The sequence below is a fragment of the Peribacillus sp. FSL E2-0159 genome (assembly GCF_038643155.1).
GTDB classification, from domain to species: domain Bacteria; phylum Bacillota; class Bacilli; order Bacillales; family DSM-1321; genus Peribacillus; species Peribacillus simplex.
Map to the genome: position 1 here is coordinate 3,081,550 of NZ_CP152053.1, position 18,100 is coordinate 3,099,649.

At 38.9% G+C, this 18,100-nt stretch carries 14 protein-coding genes; 2 read left to right on the forward strand and 12 right to left on the reverse strand.

The features are described 5' to 3' along the window. Positions 1-131 precede the first annotated feature (131 nt). The 7 genes from NYE63_RS15020 to NYE63_RS15050 all read right to left on the reverse strand — a co-directional run bounded on the left by NYE63_RS15020 (position 132) and on the right by NYE63_RS15050 (position 7,727). Positions 132-1,124, reverse strand: coding sequence for an oligopeptide/dipeptide ABC transporter ATP-binding protein (locus tag NYE63_RS15020; protein ID WP_342601697.1), 993 nt, complete (start codon positions 1,122-1,124; stop codon positions 132-134). Positions 1,125-1,137: 13 nt separating this feature from the next. Then, complete coding sequence (locus NYE63_RS15025) at positions 1,138-2,151, reverse strand: ABC transporter ATP-binding protein (protein ID WP_342601698.1); 1,014 nt, start codon at positions 2,149-2,151, stop codon at positions 1,138-1,140. Positions 2,152-2,200: 49 nt separating this feature from the next. Next, entirely contained in the window at positions 2,201-3,130 is a 930-nt protein-coding gene (locus NYE63_RS15030; protein WP_342601699.1) for an ABC transporter permease, read from the reverse strand. Then, positions 3,130-4,059 carry an ABC transporter permease gene (locus NYE63_RS15035; RefSeq protein ID WP_063235007.1) on the reverse strand — a complete coding sequence of 310 codons (930 nt, stop codon included), beginning with the start codon at positions 4,057-4,059 and terminating at the stop codon, positions 3,130-3,132. Before NYE63_RS15035 ends, NYE63_RS15030 begins: the two co-directional genes overlap by 1 nt. Positions 4,060-4,192: 133 nt before the next feature. Further along, entirely contained in the window at positions 4,193-5,827 is a 1,635-nt protein-coding gene (locus NYE63_RS15040; protein WP_342601700.1) for a peptide ABC transporter substrate-binding protein, read from the reverse strand. A 705-nt stretch (positions 5,828-6,532) separates the two neighbouring features. Continuing rightward, a complete protein-coding gene (locus tag NYE63_RS15045; protein ID WP_342601701.1) occupies positions 6,533-6,967 on the reverse strand; it encodes a DMT family transporter in 435 nt (144 codons plus the stop codon). Between the two features lie 196 nt (positions 6,968-7,163). After that, positions 7,164-7,727: a GNAT family N-acetyltransferase gene (locus NYE63_RS15050; protein WP_342601702.1), complete on the reverse strand. Its 564-nt coding sequence runs from the start codon at positions 7,725-7,727 to the stop codon at positions 7,164-7,166. Positions 7,728-8,255: 528 nt separating this feature from the next. Here NYE63_RS15050 and NYE63_RS15055 point away from each other — a divergent pair. Continuing rightward, positions 8,256-8,882 carry a CAP domain-containing protein gene (locus NYE63_RS15055; RefSeq protein WP_342601703.1) on the forward strand — a complete coding sequence of 209 codons (627 nt, stop codon included), beginning with the start codon at positions 8,256-8,258 and terminating at the stop codon, positions 8,880-8,882. Between the two features lie 1,231 nt (positions 8,883-10,113). Beyond that, positions 10,114-10,713, forward strand: a complete 600-nt coding sequence (locus NYE63_RS15060) for an exonuclease domain-containing protein (RefSeq protein WP_342601704.1) — start codon at positions 10,114-10,116, stop codon at positions 10,711-10,713. 207 nt (positions 10,714-10,920) lie between these two features. On the opposite strand, the gene NYE63_RS15065 is transcribed toward NYE63_RS15060, so the two are convergent. The 5 genes from NYE63_RS15065 to NYE63_RS15085 all read right to left on the reverse strand — a co-directional run bounded on the left by NYE63_RS15065 (position 10,921) and on the right by NYE63_RS15085 (position 17,814). Continuing rightward, positions 10,921-13,317: a YhgE/Pip domain-containing protein gene (locus NYE63_RS15065; protein WP_342601705.1), complete on the reverse strand. Its 2,397-nt coding sequence runs from the start codon at positions 13,315-13,317 to the stop codon at positions 10,921-10,923. Between the two features lie 392 nt (positions 13,318-13,709). Then, complete coding sequence (locus NYE63_RS15070; protein ID WP_342601706.1) at positions 13,710-14,708, reverse strand: nitronate monooxygenase; 999 nt, start codon at positions 14,706-14,708, stop codon at positions 13,710-13,712. A 170-nt stretch (positions 14,709-14,878) separates the two neighbouring features. Beyond that, positions 14,879-15,622 carry a Cof-type HAD-IIB family hydrolase gene (locus tag NYE63_RS15075; RefSeq protein WP_342601707.1) on the reverse strand — a complete coding sequence of 248 codons (744 nt, stop codon included), beginning with the start codon at positions 15,620-15,622 and terminating at the stop codon, positions 14,879-14,881. Between the two features lie 176 nt (positions 15,623-15,798). Beyond that, a complete protein-coding gene (locus tag NYE63_RS15080) occupies positions 15,799-16,794 on the reverse strand; it encodes a cation diffusion facilitator family transporter (RefSeq protein ID WP_342601708.1) in 996 nt (331 codons plus the stop codon). A 261-nt stretch (positions 16,795-17,055) separates the two neighbouring features. Further along, positions 17,056-17,814 (reverse strand): hypothetical protein, encoded by a 759-nt coding sequence (locus NYE63_RS15085; protein WP_342601709.1) that lies wholly within the window; start codon positions 17,812-17,814, stop codon positions 17,056-17,058. Positions 17,815-18,100: the final 286 nt, after the last annotated feature.

The following is an 18,100-nucleotide window of genomic DNA, read 5'->3' on the forward strand; positions in this document are numbered from 1 at the left end:
CAGATTCCTAGTTATTTATTTTGATATACTGATAAATAATTTAAGTCGGCAGGATAATCGCTTTTATTCTAAAAATATTTTACATAAATGTGTAAAAAAAGACCAGTCGCAAATGCGACTGGTTTTTTTGTTTACCAATATAAATGACAAGCAACGAAATGCCCCGGTTTTTGTTCTTTCCATTCAGGTACAGCACTGGAGCATATCTCCATCGCTTTAGGGCAGCGAGTCCGGAATACACATCCGCTCGGCGGATTGATTGGACTTGGTACATCTCCTTTAAGTACGATTCTTTCCCGCTTAATAGTGGGGTCAGGAATTGGCACTGCAGAAAGCAAGGCCTGAGTGTAAGGGTGAAGCGGATCTTTCGTTAAAGAATCACTATCCGAAAGTTCCATCATCCTTCCAAGGTACATGACTAAAATGCGATCTGAAATATACTTGACCATCGATAAATCATGTGCGATGAATAAGTAAGTCAATCCCATTTCTTTTTGAAGCTCTTTTAATAAGTTGACCACTTGAGCCTGTATCGAAACATCCAAGGCAGAAATAGGTTCATCACAAACGATGAATTTAGGATTTAAAGCCAAAGCCCTTGCAATTCCAATACGCTGGCGTTGTCCACCACTGAATTCATGCGGAAAACGAGTGATATGTTCCGGACTTAAACCAACCAGCTTTAACAGGTCTTCCACCCGTTTTCTTCGCTCTTTACCTTTTGATATCCCATGAATGGCAAGTGGTTCCCCAATCAATTCCTCCACCTTCATCCTTGGGTTCAAGGATGCGTAGGGATCTTGGAAAATCATTTGTATTTCACGTCGGATATGTGACATTTCCCCGGGTTTGTAATCGAAAATATTTTTCCCCTGAAAAAGAACTTCTCCATCTGTCGGTTCATAAAGTCGAGTGATTGTACGACCTGCAGTCGACTTACCACAACCGCTTTCCCCAACAAGACCAACAGTTTCCCCTGGATAGATTTTGAGATCCAAACCATCCACCGCTTTCAGAGATTGAGAACCAATAGGAAAATACTTCTTCAGATTCTTTATTTCAACAAGAGGAGAATTTTCGTTGTCTGTCTTTTCTTTTTCGGCCTTATTTTTCAGTGAAACCATTGGTTCTCCTCCTTTATACGTTAGTCGTTGCTTGTACCTGTGCTGCCTTTGCCATTGGGTGGTGCAGCCAGCATGCGGCTGTCTGACCTTCTTCCACTTCTTCAAGCTCCGGATCATGGTCTTTGCACACTTTCATTGCTGATTCACATCTTGGATAAAATGGGCATCCTTTTGGCGGATCCAATAAATCCGGTGGTGAACCGATTATGGGAACCAAGGGAGCCGTTTTTTCCATATCCAGCCTTGGCACCGTTTTAAGCAGACCTCTTGTATATGGATGCTGCGGGTTTGAAAATATAGCTTCTACTGTCCCCGTTTCCACAACCTTGCCTGCATACATGACGACTACCCGTTCACAAGTTTCCGCAACCACACCTAAATCATGAGTGATTAAAATGATGGAAGTATCCATTCTACGTTGGATATCTTTCATCAGTTCCAAAATTTGCGCTTGTATCGTTACATCTAAAGCAGTTGTAGGTTCATCGGCAATCAACAATTTCGGTTCACATGCAAGGGCCATCGCTATCATCGCCCTTTGGCGCATACCACCTGAAAACTCATGCGGATATTGCTGCATCCTTTTTTCCGGCTGAGGAATACCTACCAATTTAAGCGTTTCCAACGCCCGTTCGTATGCATCATTCCGGGACATGTTTTTATTATGCTTTAAAATGCCTTCCATGATCTGGCTGCCGATTTTTGTAGTTGGATTGAGTGAAGTCATCGGATCCTGGAAAATCATGCTGATTTCATTTCCGCGAATCTTCTGCATTTCCGTTTCACTCATTTTAAGAAGGTCTTTACCGCCAAAGTTTATCGCCCCTTTTCCATACTCTGCTGGAGGTGTTTCCAGTAATCTCATGATAGATTTCGCTGTAACACTTTTGCCGCATCCGGACTCCCCAACAATGGCAACGGCTTCCCCTTTTTTCACTTCAAAGTTCACGCCGCGAACCGCTTGCACTTTTCCTGCATAAGTATGGAAGGTGATGTGTAAATCGTTGACTTCTAATAGGTTCTCCATCATCGTCCCTCCTATTCTAGTAATATCAAATCTTTATGTTAGGACTCAATTATTTCCGTAGTTTTGGATCTAGGGCATCCTGCAATCCGTCACCAGCCACATTGAACGCGAACATGGTTAAGGAAATCAATATTGCAGGGATTAAAAGTTGATAGAAATTCCCTACCAGAATGCTTCCCAGAGCATCACTTGTCAATGTTCCCCAGCTTGCCTGAGGAGCCGGCACTCCCAGTCCCAAAAAGCTAAGTGTAGCTTCGGCAAAAATAGCAGTAGGTACAGTCAACGTTAAATTGACAAGGATCGGTCCCATTGTATTTGGAATCATGTGCTTTCTTAATGTCCAGCTCGTATTGGCACCAGAGATGGTTGCAGCATGGATATATTCATTCTCTTTTAGTTGTAAAACCTGTCCCCGTACTAGTCGCGCCATCGGAATCCACCCTGTAATCGACATCGCAATGATGATCGGCAGAATACCAGGTTTTAATACGACCATCATTAAGATAACCATCAATAGGTATGGGATCGCATAGATTACCTCAGCAAACCGCATCATGATATTATCTGTGCGTCCACCGCGAATGGCTGAAATCCCGCCATAAATGACACCAATTAAAAAGTCAATCAGCGCTGCCATCAATCCAATGAACAAGGATATCCTCGCACCATACCAAGCTCTCGTAAATAGATCCCTTCCTGATGAATCCGTGCCAAACCAATGCTCGCTATTTGGGCTAAGATTCTTTTTCTCGAAATCTTGTCCATAATAGGTATATCCGTTAATATATGGACCAAAAATCGCCATCAAGACCAAGAGGATTATAAGAACAAATCCCGTCATCGCCAGCTTATTTTCTTTAAACCGACGCCAGACGTCAGACCAATATGAAACTGTAGGTCTGGCTATTTTTTCAGCTTCCTTAAAGTTGTCTTCTGCGGGTTGGAACATATCTTCAGTTAAATGCACTTTATCTGCCATTATTTCTTCTCCCCCGTCACTTTAATTCTAGGATCAATCAACGTATAGGCTATATCAACAATGAATATCAATAGGATAAGCACCGCACTATACACAATTGTGGAACCAAGAATGACCGGGTAGTCTCTGTTGGATATTCCCTTTACGAACATATCTCCCATGCCTGGAATACCAAAAATACGTTCAATGATGAAGCTTCCTGTCACGATATTGGCCGTAAGGATGCCCAGAATCGTGATAATCGGCAATAACGCATTCCGAATCGCATGTTTGATTATGACACCGCTCCGTTTCAATCCTTTGGCCTTTGCTGTCAAAATGTAATCCTGCCCCATTACTTCAAGCATGCTTGTCCGCATCAATCTTGCGATGAAAGCAAGCGGCATCATCGAAAGGGCAATGGATGGTAAAATGGTATGCTGCCATGTCGCCCATGTAGCAACCGGGAATATATTCCATTTTATCGCAAAATAATTGATTAAAATAGTCGCCAAGATAAAGTTAGGAACAGAAATCCCTACGATGGCAATGATCATTGATAAATAGTCGGGCCATTTATTTCTTTTCAGTGAAGCCACTACACCCAAAATTAGCCCAAAGAAGATGGCAATCACCAATGCTTGTGCCCCTAAGTGCAAGGACACTGGAAATCCCTTCAAAATGTAATCATTCACAGAAATGGATGAGGATTTCAATGAAGGACCAAAATCAAATTGAACGACTTCCAATAAATAATTTCCATATTGGGTCAACAACGGCTTGTCCAATCCATAGTGGACTTGAAGGTTTTCATAAACAGCAGGAGGCATAGCTCCTTCTTTTGCAAATGGATTTCCCGGAATCGTATGCATTATGATGAACGTTAATGTAATAACAGCCCATAAAGTAATAATCGCCCATTTAAAACGGTTTAATGTATATCTCAACATGGTAATCACCCCAATCATCGATTTTCTAAGGAGTTGAAAACGGAAATGAATTCATGAAATATTCAAATTCGCAATTGAAAAATGGGGTATGTCCTTTATCGGACATACCTCCCATTTCACTTTTATCCTTCTCTTACTTTTTATCCGCATAAATAAAGTTCGGATAAGCGTTAATCGGAGCATAGACTCCAGTAACATTCGATTTAACCATATATGGTTTTGTATAGAAGTAAACCGGAAGGATCGGCATTTCTTCAATCAGGACTTCCTCTGCTTTATGTAAAGCAGCCATGCGTTCTTTTGGATCCATTGTAGATTTTGCCTCTTTTAATAAACCATCATATTCTTTGTTCGACCAATTTGCATCATTATAGGCACCGTCCGTTTCCCAAAGCATGAAAGTCATTGGGTCAACATAGTCACCAACCCACCCTGCACGGGAAATTTCAAAGTCGCCAGCTTTTTCACGGTCAAGCTTAACTTGGAATTCTGCATTTTCAAGTGTCACTTCAACACCCAGGTTATCGCGCCACATTCCTTGAACGGCTTCAGCAATTTTCTTATGAGTATCTAAAGTGTTATACAAAATTGAAAAATCAGGTAATTCTTTCATGCCTTCTTCAGCAAGACCTTCTTTTAACAATTTCTTGGCTTCAGCAACGTTTTCCTCAAATAGGTTACCTGTATTTTCCTGGAAATCTCCAGTTGCATCAGGAATGCCCGGCGGGATTACTCCATAGGCAGGCTTTTGACCGCCTTGAGCAACATTTTCGGTAATTTTTTTGCGTTCGATCGCCATTGAAAGCGCTTTCCTAACCTTTGCATTATTGAAAGGTTTTACTTCCGTATTAAAGTTGTAATAGTAAACGGCAAGTTCTGCGCCATTTTTGAATTCTTTGTCTCCAGAATTAACTAATTGACCTTGCACGTCCACTGGCAGTGGATAAGCGATATCCAATTCGCCACTCTGATACATTTGCCATGCTGTATTTTCATCTTCAATTAGAGCAAAGTTAACCGCATCCAATTTGATTTTATCTTTATCGTAGTAATTTTCATTCTTTTCGATTTTCAGGCTTTCTTTATGTTTCCACTCCGTTAATTTGAACGGACCGTTTGAAACGTGAGTTTTTGCATCCAAAGCCCATTTTGGATTTTCTTCCTGTACCTTTTTATTGATTGGATAGAAAGTATAGAAAGAAGTCAAGTCAAGGAAATATGGTGTAGGCTGTTCCAAAGTAACGACTAATGTATGTTCGTCTGTCGCTTTAACGCCTACGTCCTCTTCCTTCCCTTTTTTACTGTTGTAAGCTTCCCCGCCTTTAAGATAATAAAGTTGATAAGCATAATCAGCAGCTGTTTCAGGTTTCAAAGCATATTTCCAAGCATATTCGAAGTCATTGGCTGTAAGCGGATCTCCATTTGACCATTTCAAACCATCTTTCAATTTGAATGTCCAAGTTAATCCATCTTCACTGATTTCCCATGATTCTGCAGAACCAGGTACGATTTTGCCTTCTTCTGTTTTCTTTGTCAGTCCCTCAAACGTGTGTTCAAGGATCCATGATTCATGAGTACCTTGCGCATTGGCAGGGTGAAGCGAACCAGGTTCACTTGAGTTGTTTACGTTTAATACTTTTGATCCGGATGAGTCACCCGAGCCGCCTTCTTTTTCATTCGAAGTTTCCTTCGAACCACCGTTGCATGCCGCAAGCATAAGCATGATGGCCATAAGAAGAGCAAGCACTGAAAATTTAGACTTTTTCAAAAAATATTCCCCCTCATCTTTAATCTTTCTTAGGATATTCCCATTTAAGAGATTATCCTTCTACCACCTATTAATCTTCCGTATAGTACATATAATGTCAGCGAGGAAAGTTAGAAGCATTCATTGCAGGAATTCACCAAAAACAACTAGCGAACCGTTTGCATAAATCTGTATTTCTCCCTAAAAAAAGCATTAATGCAGTTTACTAGTAAAAAATCACCCTCTTTTCAACCTCGCTAAGGGTACTATACCTCGAATTAAAGATGTTGAATTTTAAGTATATTACGAATAAATCAAAAAATCAATAAACCGATGAGTACTTTTTCACAAGATAGTAATTATTTGCTAATCAATTCGATCTAGATACTAGGTAAAAAGAAATGATAACCAATTTGATATAAAATGACTTCCGACTTCCAAAGATTTTTTCAAACTCATTTATACCAGTATTCATATAAGTTCGCTCGTCTATTTTTTCTAAATTTTCTAATAATTTTAGTGAGGTTGGTTACTAAGACCACTTTCCTAGCAAACCATTCCCAATTCAATAATATATTTTAGTAGAATAATATTTTTTCTCAATAAAATATTGAGTTCTTTCCAAAGATATCCCAATTAATGGATAATAACTATGTAGGAATAGAAATTTTCCATCAGTTTTTCACTTATATATACTCGTCAAATCCAATGAATAATGACCCTTCCTTATTTATGATTAAATAAATATAATGACACGAAAAGTAAGCAAATGCCTGCCACCTTTTTCGCATCCAATGGGATGCGTACGCCCCCAAATAAACCGAAATGGTCAATGATTGCCCCGATCAGTATCTGCCCTGCGATTACCCCGACCAATGCAGGTGCCACACCAATCTGAGGGACGACCAACACTATCACAATGACATAAATAGCCCCTAACAGTCCGCCTATTAATTGCCATTTTGGTACAGTCGCAACGGCAGAAATATTTCCATTTCCTGCAAACAAAACAATGAATAATAAAGCGAGTGTTCCGATTCCAAACGAAATGAAAGAAGCCTCAATAACTCCCACTTTTTTCCCTAACCCACCATTGATTTGTCCTTGTATGGCAATGGTGATTCCGCCTAGGACCGCAAGCAACGGAAATAATATCTTCACAATGATTTTTCTCCTTTTTATGTCCACCCGGACTTAATAATGAATCCGCATTCTAATTTTAACATGAAAAATATGTATATTGTCCCTTAGTGATATAAAATGATCCTAATGGGAGAGATATTATACAAATAAAAAACTGGCACTATCGGCCAGCTGCAATCTTCTATATAGTAAACTAATATTCATTTTATAATGATCAATGAACACTTTGTTGCAGTAACTGACAATACTCTGTGCTTAACAAGGAAAATACCAGGGCATCATGCGATTGTTCACGAAGAAATAGATAACTTCGGAGACTGCCTTCCTCTTTAAATCCAAATTTCTTCAATAGGTTTCTGGATGCAATATTATCCTTGAAAGTTAAAGCGGCGATTCTGTTCAGTCTCAATCCTTCAAAGCAATAGCGCAATACTTCGTTGACAGCTTCAGACGTAAAGTGTTTCCTCCAATATTCAGGATGGATTTCATACCCTATTTCAGCGCGTTTGTTGGCAAGACTCAATTGATTCAGGCCAACGGTACCGATGAATTTATCTGAATCCTTTAAAATGACTCCCCACCGCATCCCACGTCTGTTTATATAAGCACTTTTAAACGAGTCGATTAAGCGGCGGGCATCTTCAACTCGAGTTAAACTTTCTATCCCATCATATTTGGTCACTTCATCCTTAGAGAGTATTTCAAACAGACTCTCAGCATGATGGTAACCTATTTCGATTAAACGCAGCCTTTCTGTTTCCAATTCCTTAAACCACATCGAAGAATCCCTCCGTATATTCAGCTGTCTACTTTATTCTATTCACGAAGAAGAGATACCTGTCTTAATGGATAAAAATTTTTGAAAAATCCCTTTCCATAACATACAATGCCGAGTCCTCATGTCCTCCCTTTGTAATCAAATCCCTTATTATTTGGGAAAGAATAGCACTTTAAGCCATCCGTTTCCGCCATAACAATTATAAATGTACTAATAGGATGATATTTTTCACTTAGTTCCATATAACTATATCGTTTTGATGTTCTTATTATTTAACCTGACAAACATGGCCTGCAAACGTAAAATGATTCTTTTTCTACATGAAACAAATCTTCCAATCTATCAAAAAGCCCTATGATTTTGGTTTACCCTTAACACTTCCAGGTTATATGGCCCCTTAACATTCATCTTCCCATTCGATACCTTTGTCCCATACCAACAAAGAATGTGAATGAGCTAATTTTACACAAAACTATTTTTATAGCATACTATACTTCCAATCCAGATATTCTACTAGGAGGAATTAAAATGAAGAAAATCATCCTTTTTTCAGCACTGTCACTATCCCTATTATCTCCAAAAGTTGCTCTGGGAGCCACTACTTACGAGGTGGCAAAAGGAGATACCTTAACGAAAATAGCTTCTGAATATGATGTCAGCATTGACGAATTACTTAAAACGAACTCTGCTATAAACGATGCTAATCAAATTCGAATCGGACAAATTATAAATCTTCCCACATCCAACCACACAGTTAATCGTGAAGAAAGTCAATCAGTTGAACAACAGGTCCTTAGTTTAGTGAACGAAGAACGGTCAAAATCGGGGCTCCCTTCACTTAAAATGGATACAGCCATTTCCAACGTAGCAATTCTGAAATCTGAGGATATGCGAGATAGTAATTATTTCAATCATACAAGCCCCAGGTATGGATCGCCTTTCGATATGATGAAATCCTTTGGGATCAGTTACAAGTACGCAGGTGAAAATATCGCAGCAGGTCAGCCTAGTGCGGATGCTGTCATGAAATCATGGATGAACAGCCCTGGACATAAGGCCAATATCCTGAACAAGAACTATACACATATTGGAATTGGGCATGTGACCGGAGGGAAATACACCCATTATTGGACCCAGCAATTCATTGGAAATTAAAAACGTTAGAGGTGGCAGATTGCCGCCTCCTTTTTTTATCCTTTAATTCCAAATCTAAAGCTTGCTATTATCCGTTGACTATAGACTCCAAGAAAAAAATGCAGGGACCTTTCTCACTTTATATAGAAAAGAAGTCTTGCATTTGATCGCTTCAATATTTTTTGTTGGTAGGGTACGCAAGGAAAACACGTAATGTAGTTATACTGATAAAATCAAATTATGTTAAAATAGAATTCTATACATAGGTACAAAGGGGCAATTGTAATGAAAATAGAGGTTGGCTCCGTTATCAACGAATTACGAATAAAACAAAATCTTACAAGAGAATAACTGGCTAAGGATATAAGTGAACCTAATGTCCTGTCAGATTTTGAAAGAAGCATCACTTCTCCAACCATTGGTGAATTGGCACTTTTTGCGGATAAACTTAAAGTTGACCTGCAGTATTTCTTCACTACCAAAAATGAACCGATTTATAATTACATAGAAACCATTAAACTTTTGATTAACAAATACAAACGTACACGTAATTATGAAGCAATTTATGAAATCGTCCAAAAAGAAATGGCAACGGAACCCGAAAAATCGATATCATTTTATCAATTCTTGAAATGGCATGAAGGTATCTCTTTTTTTTATTTGTACAATGACAAACAATAGTCTATAGAATTATTGAATGAGGCCATTCAGATTACCATGGGTAAACGAGTCATTCTTCATCAACAGGAAATAGAAGTTTTAAATAGTATCAAGATCATCTATTTTAAAACGAAGAATTATGAAACTGAACTTCATTATTATCAGGAATCATTAAATTATACCCTTAAAGGTATCAACATTTGTAATTCGATAGAAGCATATATTTATATGCGGAACTCCATCTTTTAACTGTAAGAATCTGGTTCATCTTCAACAATCTGAAGAAGGACTGCAATATATAGTCTTCAAAAAAAAACGAAGAATTCATACAAATTGCCGAACATGAATTGGAAAGCATTTTGCAATGCTTATGAACTACTATGGATTAAAGAAGATAGAGATTGCTTTGAAAAAAGCAATCTCTATCCTCTTTTTAGCATCGTTAGTTCACCCTTGCTCTTAACAATCATTTTTAAGGAATGCCTAATCTTTTTCACGTTAAAAATGATACTTTAAAACAATCATTACACTTTCAATAGCTATCCTATGTCAGCTATAATAGAAGAATGTAACCCAACTGGAGGAAAAAAAATTGTCTAATAGATTAGGTTTAGTGCTTGACGTAGAAACAACTGGTTTACGTCCCTCTTCCGATGAAATTATCGAGCTTGCTCTTATACTCTTTACATATAGCAGTGAAACAGGCGAAATTATTAATCTTATTGATCAGGAATCATTTTTAAGGGAGCCTCTCTCCTATGGAGCAAGAAGGGATTATGATCAAGCATACAGAGTTCATGGAATTCCATACAGCTCCGTCGAAGGAAAAAGTTTTCACGATGAAAAAATTAAATCTTTCTTTGCCCGTGCCGATTCGATTTTTGCACATAATGCTTCTTTCGATAGAAGTTTTCTCTACCAAATGTATCCGGAAATCAATGATCAAAAGTGGTTCTGTACGATGCGGAATGTACCTTGGAAGCAATACGGGTTTGAGAATAGTAAACTCTTAACATTACTGCAGGCACATAATATCACCAATTTCCAGACACACAGGGCTCTGGACGATATTTCTTACCTAATGGAACTTATGAGAAAACCCGGTCCTTCTGGTCATCCTTATTTAAAGGATGTCATTGCTAAAAATCCGATGAAGAAATATGCACCTGCTTCTCAAAAGACAAGGGTATAGATGATTCAATATTTTTAATTCCGCGTTCAGGCTGCACCAAAGTTTTGTCACAAACAAACCGTTTTATCGCAAATTGCTATTCATGAGAACAGGAATACATATCTTTACGCTGGTGTTATTTAAGGTGCACTTTTATTTTCCTGCGTTTCAATTATTACCTGATATTGATCAAAAAACAGCGACCCGTCATGGGTCGCTGTTTTTTGATCAATGTACAGTTGCATCTTCCTGTTTTTCATTTAATGCGCCGTTCAATTTCTTATACCGATAAATAAAGTAAAGAAGTGATAATATTAATGCCGCAACGAGGAATATGGCCAAGATGCCAAGATTATGCCACATGAAGCTATAATCTCCTGTTGAGATGACTGCACGAAAAGCATTAATTGAATAAGTCATCGGTAAGAACGGTGTGAATCCTTGCAGGAAGCCAGGAACCAATTCATTTGGGAATGTTCCGCCACTGCTGGTCAGTTGAAGAATTAAAATCAATAATGCTATGAACCGGCCAGGGTTGTCAAAGGCTGAACCCAGGAATTGAATGATTGCCATGAATGTGCAGCTAGCAAGAATGCTTACTGCAAAAAATAGCGGCAGGCTCGTAACATTGATTCCAAGACCTAAAATTAAAATCGAGTCCACCAAAATGGCTTGACAAATTCCTATGATTGCCATGACGCTGTATTTACTTATAAACCAGCTAAATCCATTTGCAGGTTTAACAGCAGGATCTCTTAATGGGAATATGATCGTCAGAACGATAGCCCCGATAAATAAACTTAATGAAATTAAATATGGTGCAAAACTAGTGCCATAGTTCGGTACATTATTAATTGGTAATTTATCCACTTTAACTGGGCTTGCAAACATATCATATACTTCTTCATTGGATTTTATCTTGCCTGCTTCGTTTGCCCCATCATTCAATTCGTCATGTAATTCTGCAGATCCATCTGAAAGTTTGGCGATTCCATCTTGTAACTTAATGGCTCCATTCGCCAGTTCTCCCATACCATTAGTAAGGCTGGATGAACCTTCCTTCAACTTATCCGTTCCTGTAACCAGTCCTTTCGAACCTTCGGAAAGCTGTGAAGTTCCACTTGATAATTGCTTTGAGCCATCTTCAAGCTGATCAAGCCCACTTACCAAGTTATTGCTGCCTTCGGTTAATTGTCCAAGCCCACTCTGGGCTGAATCTATACTTTCACCAAATGTTGTCAAACCTGACACCAATTGACCTTGACCATTTTTCAGTTCATTCGCCCCATTGGCAAGTTTATCCTGAGCCTGCTTCAATTGAGTGAAACCACCGCTTAATGCACTTGTACCTTCACCTAACTGATTAGCTCCATCACTAAGATTATTTGAGCCTTTAGCAATTTCACTTGCACTGGCTGATAGTTTCCCTACTCCTTCAGAAACTCCTTTACTTCCTTCACTGATGCGGGTTAGAGAAGAAATCACTCCCTCCAAACGCGCTTTCTCGTTAGGATCATCCGTAGCTTCAGATTGTTGTTTCAATCCTGAAATAACCTCATCCAAACCTGCCGATACTTCAGATGCCCCCTCTTTTGCTTCGTTCGATGCTGCGCTCCATTCAGACAATGAACCTGAAAGCTGAGCAGCGCCAGCAGCCACACCATTTGCACCCTCTGTCAAAGCGGGCAGCTTTTCTTCAATTTGATTGAAGCCCTCTATTGACTGTTGCAGTCCGGAGGCCAATTCACCAGTTCCAGCTTCAGATTTCTTGGCTCCTTGCAAAAGCTCTGATTGCCCATCCTTCATTTGTCCAACACCAGAGCTAAACTGTTGTAACCCTTGATTAAGTTCTTTTGATCCCGCAGCTGCCGAACCGACCCCATTCGAAAAGGTCAATGATTTTTCAGCTAACTTTTCCAGATTTTCATGGATTTCAACAGAACCTGAATGAAGGGAATCAATTCCTTCATCCACTTTTTTGGAACCTTCTTTAGCTGAGTTAATCCCTTCACCAAGTTCACTTGATCCGTTCTTCACTGTATCTGTTCCATCTTTCAATTCACCAGCTCCATCACTGGCACTTTTGAGTCCGTCAGCCACTTCGTTCAAATTATCGAACATTGACTCCGCATAGGTTTTTGTAACGGCTGACGAAACTTCCCCTTTGATTCTCTCCGAAGCTGCGTCACCTATTTTTGTGGATATATAGTTGAACCCTTCATTGGACGTATAAATTAAATCAAGTTTTTCCGGATTGTCATCCTGTAAGGTCGTTGCATTTTTCGAAAAGTTTTTCGGGATTTCTATTTTCATGTAATAATCTTGATTTTTCAGGCCTTCATTGGCTTCTTTTTGACTGACGAAATGCCAATCGAAATCCTTCTTTTCCTTTAACTCCTTGACTAAATCTTTTCCTATTGTAAGTTCCGAATCATTGAACTCCGCACCCTCATCCATATTGACAATGGCAACAGGCAATTGGTCCACCTTACCATATGGGTCCCAAAATGCCCACAGGAACGTGCCGCTGTATAATAAGGGAATCAGAATGATCCCTATTATGGAAATGAGTATCATAGGATGTTTTATTATGGCTAAAAATTCACCCTTTAAGGATTTTAACACGCTTACCAAGCCCTCCTATACGACGAATATGCCGTTTATTTAATCTATCTCGGTGAAAAACGGATTGAAGAATACATATTTAAGTCATTTGCTTCTGCAATATATATTTAAAATTCTTTATCTTAAACCTTTAATATATATTACTTTTTAAACAAATAATAACTAATGACTATATTGTTCATTCGGTCATTATCACGAAAATAATATAACATTTATCCGTCTTTTTATCAATATTTTTTCTCTTTATATCCTATGTGGATTGCCTTTTTAGCTGAATAAAACCTTACTAGCTGGTAAAATTACCTCTGATATTACGTGGCAAAAAAGGGTATCCATAATGGATACCCTTTTTAATTAGCTATATTTGCATAATTAAATGAAGCGCTTTCATATCATTTTGATATAATGCCCTTTAATTTTTCCGCCTGCCCGGTCAATTTCTTTAAGGACTCCTGATACTCTTTTTCTAATTGTTTAATGATGCCGGCAGCGGTATCTATTTTTTTAATCGCCCCTACACCATGACCCGCTGACCAAATATCACGCCAGGCTTTAGAATCAGATGATTTGGACATGCTGTCAAAATCGACCTTTTCTTTTTTAGCTAATTGTTCTGGGTCCATGCCTTCCTTTCTGATGCTCGGTTTAAGCATATTACAATTAACGCCTGAAAATGCATCAGTCAAGATTATGTCATCATGATTTGAATCTACAAGCATTTCACGATATTCATCATTTGCCCTGCTCTCTTTTGCCACGATAAAACGAGTACCCATATATGCAAGATCAGCTCCTGCAGCCTGAGCTGCCAGGATACTGTGACCAGTACTGATGGATCCAGCAAGCAAAATGATTCCGTCCCAGAATGTCCTTACGCTGTCAACGAAAGCAAAGCTATTTATCTCACCCGCATGACCACCGGCTCCCGCAGCAACCAAGATCAATCCGTCCACACCTGACTCCGCAGCTTTTTTTGCAAAATCCACAGAGCTGACATCAGAAAAGACCAAGCCGCCATAGCTATGTACGACATCCACCACATGTTTTGGTGAACCTAAAGATGTAATGACGATGGGAGGCTGATGCTTTTTGACCAATTCCAACTCTTCTTCAAGACGGCTATATGTACGGTGAACAACCATATTCATTGCCCATGGAGCAATCTTTGAGCCTGGTTCTTTAGCCTTTGCTTCAATCAATGTGTCGTTTATGTCACCCATCCATTTATCCAATACCTCTATCGGCCGCGCATTCGGCGCTGGAAAAGAACCGATCACCCCATTCAAACAGCATTCTTTCACTAACTCAGGACCGGATATTAAAAACATAGGTGCTGAGATAACTGGTAAAGATAATTGATTCCACCACTGTTCAGGCAAACTTCTTGTCATCTTGAAACCTCCCATTTTTAATATATTACCAAAATATAACACTACTAGATTATCATACTTCTAAAATACACAATTTTCAAGAAATTAATTCAACGGCAGAATCTCTTTGTCATGCAGCGCCATTTCAATAAAAAACTGTATATGGAATACGTCCCATATACAGTGTCGATTCAATTTGAAAGCGCCCATTTACGAATGGCCTTAGCCACACCATCTTCTTCATTTGTTGCTGTAACCCAATCTGCTTTTTCTTTCACAATTTCTTGGGCGTTTCCCATTGCCACACCCACTTTTGCATCAGAAATCATTGCAAGGTCGTTAAGGCTGTCACCTACTGCCATAACATTATCCATAGTAATATCGAGCAATGAACAAACAAGCTTTATCGCTTTCGCTTTATTGACGCCCATGGCATTCACTTCAATATTCGTTGGGCTTGAATTGCTTATTTCAAAGTTTCCTTTTGATACCAGTTCACCCATGATGATTTGGCGGACTTCATCATCATTTGTATCAAATCCGAATTTAAGCCATTGCGAATCATGGATTTTTTCAGGCATTTCAGCCCTGTAAATATTATCGCAACTAATTGCCCAAAAATGTGTACCATGTTTTTGACTTAATTCCCACATCCATTGTATGGACTCACTATCGACGATATTCCTTTCCACCAGTTTTCCTTGATTATCGTATATTTCGCTTCCGTTTACCGTAATGAGGTATGATTGGAGTTCCATTGACTTTGCAAAATCACTGCATGTCGCAAAGGATCTTCCTGTGCTCAATACAACAAAAATCCCTTGATCTTCGGCTTCTTTTATCGCTCTCCGATTTTCTTCAGATATCTCTCCAGCCTTATTGAGCAGCGTGCCATCCATATCAAGTGCAACTAGCTTAATATCTTGTTTCTCCATTCTTATTCACCCTTCCATAATCCTTCTTTATGTAACTAAGTCCATGATAGCTTATAATGCATACGGAAGGAAAGTACGTGAAGAATTGAACAGGCATTACCATTAGTGTCATGCTTTTTATAATCAACCAAATATCCTTATCCGGACACTTTGTATTCCGCCAATTTAAACATATTCTACTCCATGTTTTTTTTCATTTCATTCAATTCTTTTTTTATCTGACCTTCCCATTTTGGAACACCATCATTTTCATCAAATTCTATAATGACATCCGTTACTCCTCTTTCCTTGAATATCTCATTAAACAACCGATCTTTGATGTCATCCGCCTGGGCGATTGAAATATGGGGATCAAGTTCAACTTCAAGTTCAACATGAAAGTCTTCCCCTTCTTTTATAACGGCCAGTTTCTGTATATCCCTAACGTCTGGATCATCCATGACCATAGTTCCAATTTTTTGGCGCATTTCAATATCGGCTTCCCCAAGAGCACCTGCAGCATTATCAAGAAAAACCCTTCCAACCACATAGAACATTCCAAGACCGATCATGACGGATGCAACTCCTTCCGCTTGAATGAAGGGCGTGAAGTTTGCTAATAAAATGGCAATTATCGCAAGTACCCCACCACCGGTTGCTACCATATCTTCCATGAATACTAATTTCGTCGCTGGTTTTGCTCTTTTTAAACCAGAGAAGCTCTTAACTATGACGGCTGCTCCTTTAGCTTCGATTCCAGTTTCATGCACCACTTCTTTCATCGCTTTAAATAATACATATGATTCCAACACAACCGCTAACGAAAGGACGGACAAGTTAATAAGGATACCAGTTGATTCTGCAGGGTGCAAAATGTGATGGAACCCTTCTTTAATCGTTTCATAAGACATGATCCCGACAACCAATACTGCCCCTAATAATACGAGGTTAACCAAACGTCCAAAACCATCAGGGAATCGATCAGTTGGTGACTTTTTACTTAGTGCGGAACCAATGAAGACGAAAAACTGATTCGCAGCATCCCCCAAAGTATGTAAAGTTTCAGCAAACATAGCGACATTCCCTGTCATGAAATAAGCAATCCCCTTTAGCACAGCGATGATACTATTCACACAGGCAGCAATGAACGCCGATTTATTACCTTGTTTTAATAACCGAAATAATTCTTTCATATAAAAACCCCCCCTAATCTTTTTATAAATCCATTATCATAATGTATTATCCCCAACACTGGAATATATGAAACCACAAAAGCGAAACCCTTAACCATACGATTGGAGAATGGTTATAAGGTGTATCTCCCACAAACGAATATATTCCAGGAATGAACTCATCTATTCTAATAAGTTCACAATGGGCATTCATTTCTTTAGAAAACTGATTAATGCAACAAAAAAGGGAGTAAGCGGTGGCTTACTCCCTATCTTCTGCGTTTAAGCTTCCATCCCCTTTTTCACTAACTTAGATGGATTATTTATTTTATACCGTATTTCTTTATTGTATTTTTTGTCGACCACTTTTCCATCAAATTCGATTGCGTCCCCTTCTTCGAGCTCAGCTTTTTTTAGTGTTTTGCTATAACCACACCAAGCATCGCCGATAGTCAATTCAGGTTCCGTTGTCACTTTGACATTCTCCAAGAGTATTACTTCATCTTCTTCACCAGTGAAATGGTTCATTTTCGCCGTGAACTCCTTGACGGTTGCAGTGAAATGCACTTTTTCCCCAGGTAAGTCCAACTTAGGTTTTGCTGTCGTCTTTTTAGTTTTGGTTTTTGCTTTTTTTGGTTCTTCACTTAGCTGATCGGAGTTTTCCGTAATTGGTGCTTCAATCACCTGCTCAGTTTCACTTGGATCTGCAGATGTTTCGGAAACCGGTCCACTTAACAATTCTTTTCCGAAACTGGAGCTTTGCATTTCCTTTAAATAGGAAGGGTGAATGCAACTAAGCTTACCATTTTCAAATTCAACGACTATTGTGTCAAGACCATTTCCATATTGCTCATAACCTGCCAATTTGACTTTTGCTTGTAAACTGCCGCTTTTATATAATAGTTCTCTTTTTACCGAACGGGCAGTGAATAATTTCCATTCCAATCCTTTAGCGATATAGTCCGTATCATCTAAAAAAGGGATATACTCTCCTTTTGGTGCAATATAATGAATCAAATCCTCAGCTGGAGTTTCAGCCACAGTCACCACTCCTAATCTTTTCTATAGATTATATTCTAGCAAAGGATTTCAAAGTTGCAAATGAATGAGTATCATAATCTACTACCACTCTAATAATCCTCCAGGTGTGATAACAGTCATAATTCTGAACACCCTCAAATCCCCCCTGAAATGCGATCATTTTTTGGACCAGAAAAAAGCTGCCCACTAAGAGCAGCTCAGACTGAAGACAAATTCAAAAGAGTCTTTGCCTGCAGTTTTTTTATTTTAAAAACGTTCCAGTGATTTCAGAAACCCGCTCCCTTTC

Bases quoted from the DNA above. Each gene is read 5' to 3' on its own strand.
- NYE63_RS15020 (WP_342601697.1), bottom strand. From the start codon at position 1,124: ATGGTTTCACTGAAAAATAAGGCCGAAAAAGAAAAGACAGACAACGAA.
- NYE63_RS15025 (WP_342601698.1), bottom strand. From the start codon at position 2,151: ATGGAGAACCTATTAGAAGTCAACGATTTACACATCACCTTCCATACT.
- NYE63_RS15030 (WP_342601699.1), bottom strand. From the start codon at position 3,130: ATGGCAGATAAAGTGCATTTAACTGAAGATATGTTCCAACCCGCAGAA.
- NYE63_RS15035 (WP_063235007.1), bottom strand. From the start codon at position 4,059: ATGTTGAGATATACATTAAACCGTTTTAAATGGGCGATTATTACTTTA.
- NYE63_RS15050 (WP_342601702.1), bottom strand. From the start codon at position 7,727: ATGTGGTTTAAGGAATTGGAAACAGAAAGGCTGCGTTTAATCGAAATA.
- NYE63_RS15055 (WP_342601703.1), top strand. From the start codon at position 8,256: ATGAAGAAAATCATCCTTTTTTCAGCACTGTCACTATCCCTATTATCT.
- NYE63_RS15070 (WP_342601706.1), bottom strand. From the start codon at position 14,708: ATGACAAGAAGTTTGCCTGAACAGTGGTGGAATCAATTATCTTTACCA.
- NYE63_RS15075 (WP_342601707.1), bottom strand. From the start codon at position 15,622: ATGGAGAAACAAGATATTAAGCTAGTTGCACTTGATATGGATGGCACG.
- NYE63_RS15080 (WP_342601708.1), bottom strand. From the start codon at position 16,794: ATGAAAGAATTATTTCGGTTATTAAAACAAGGTAATAAATCGGCGTTC.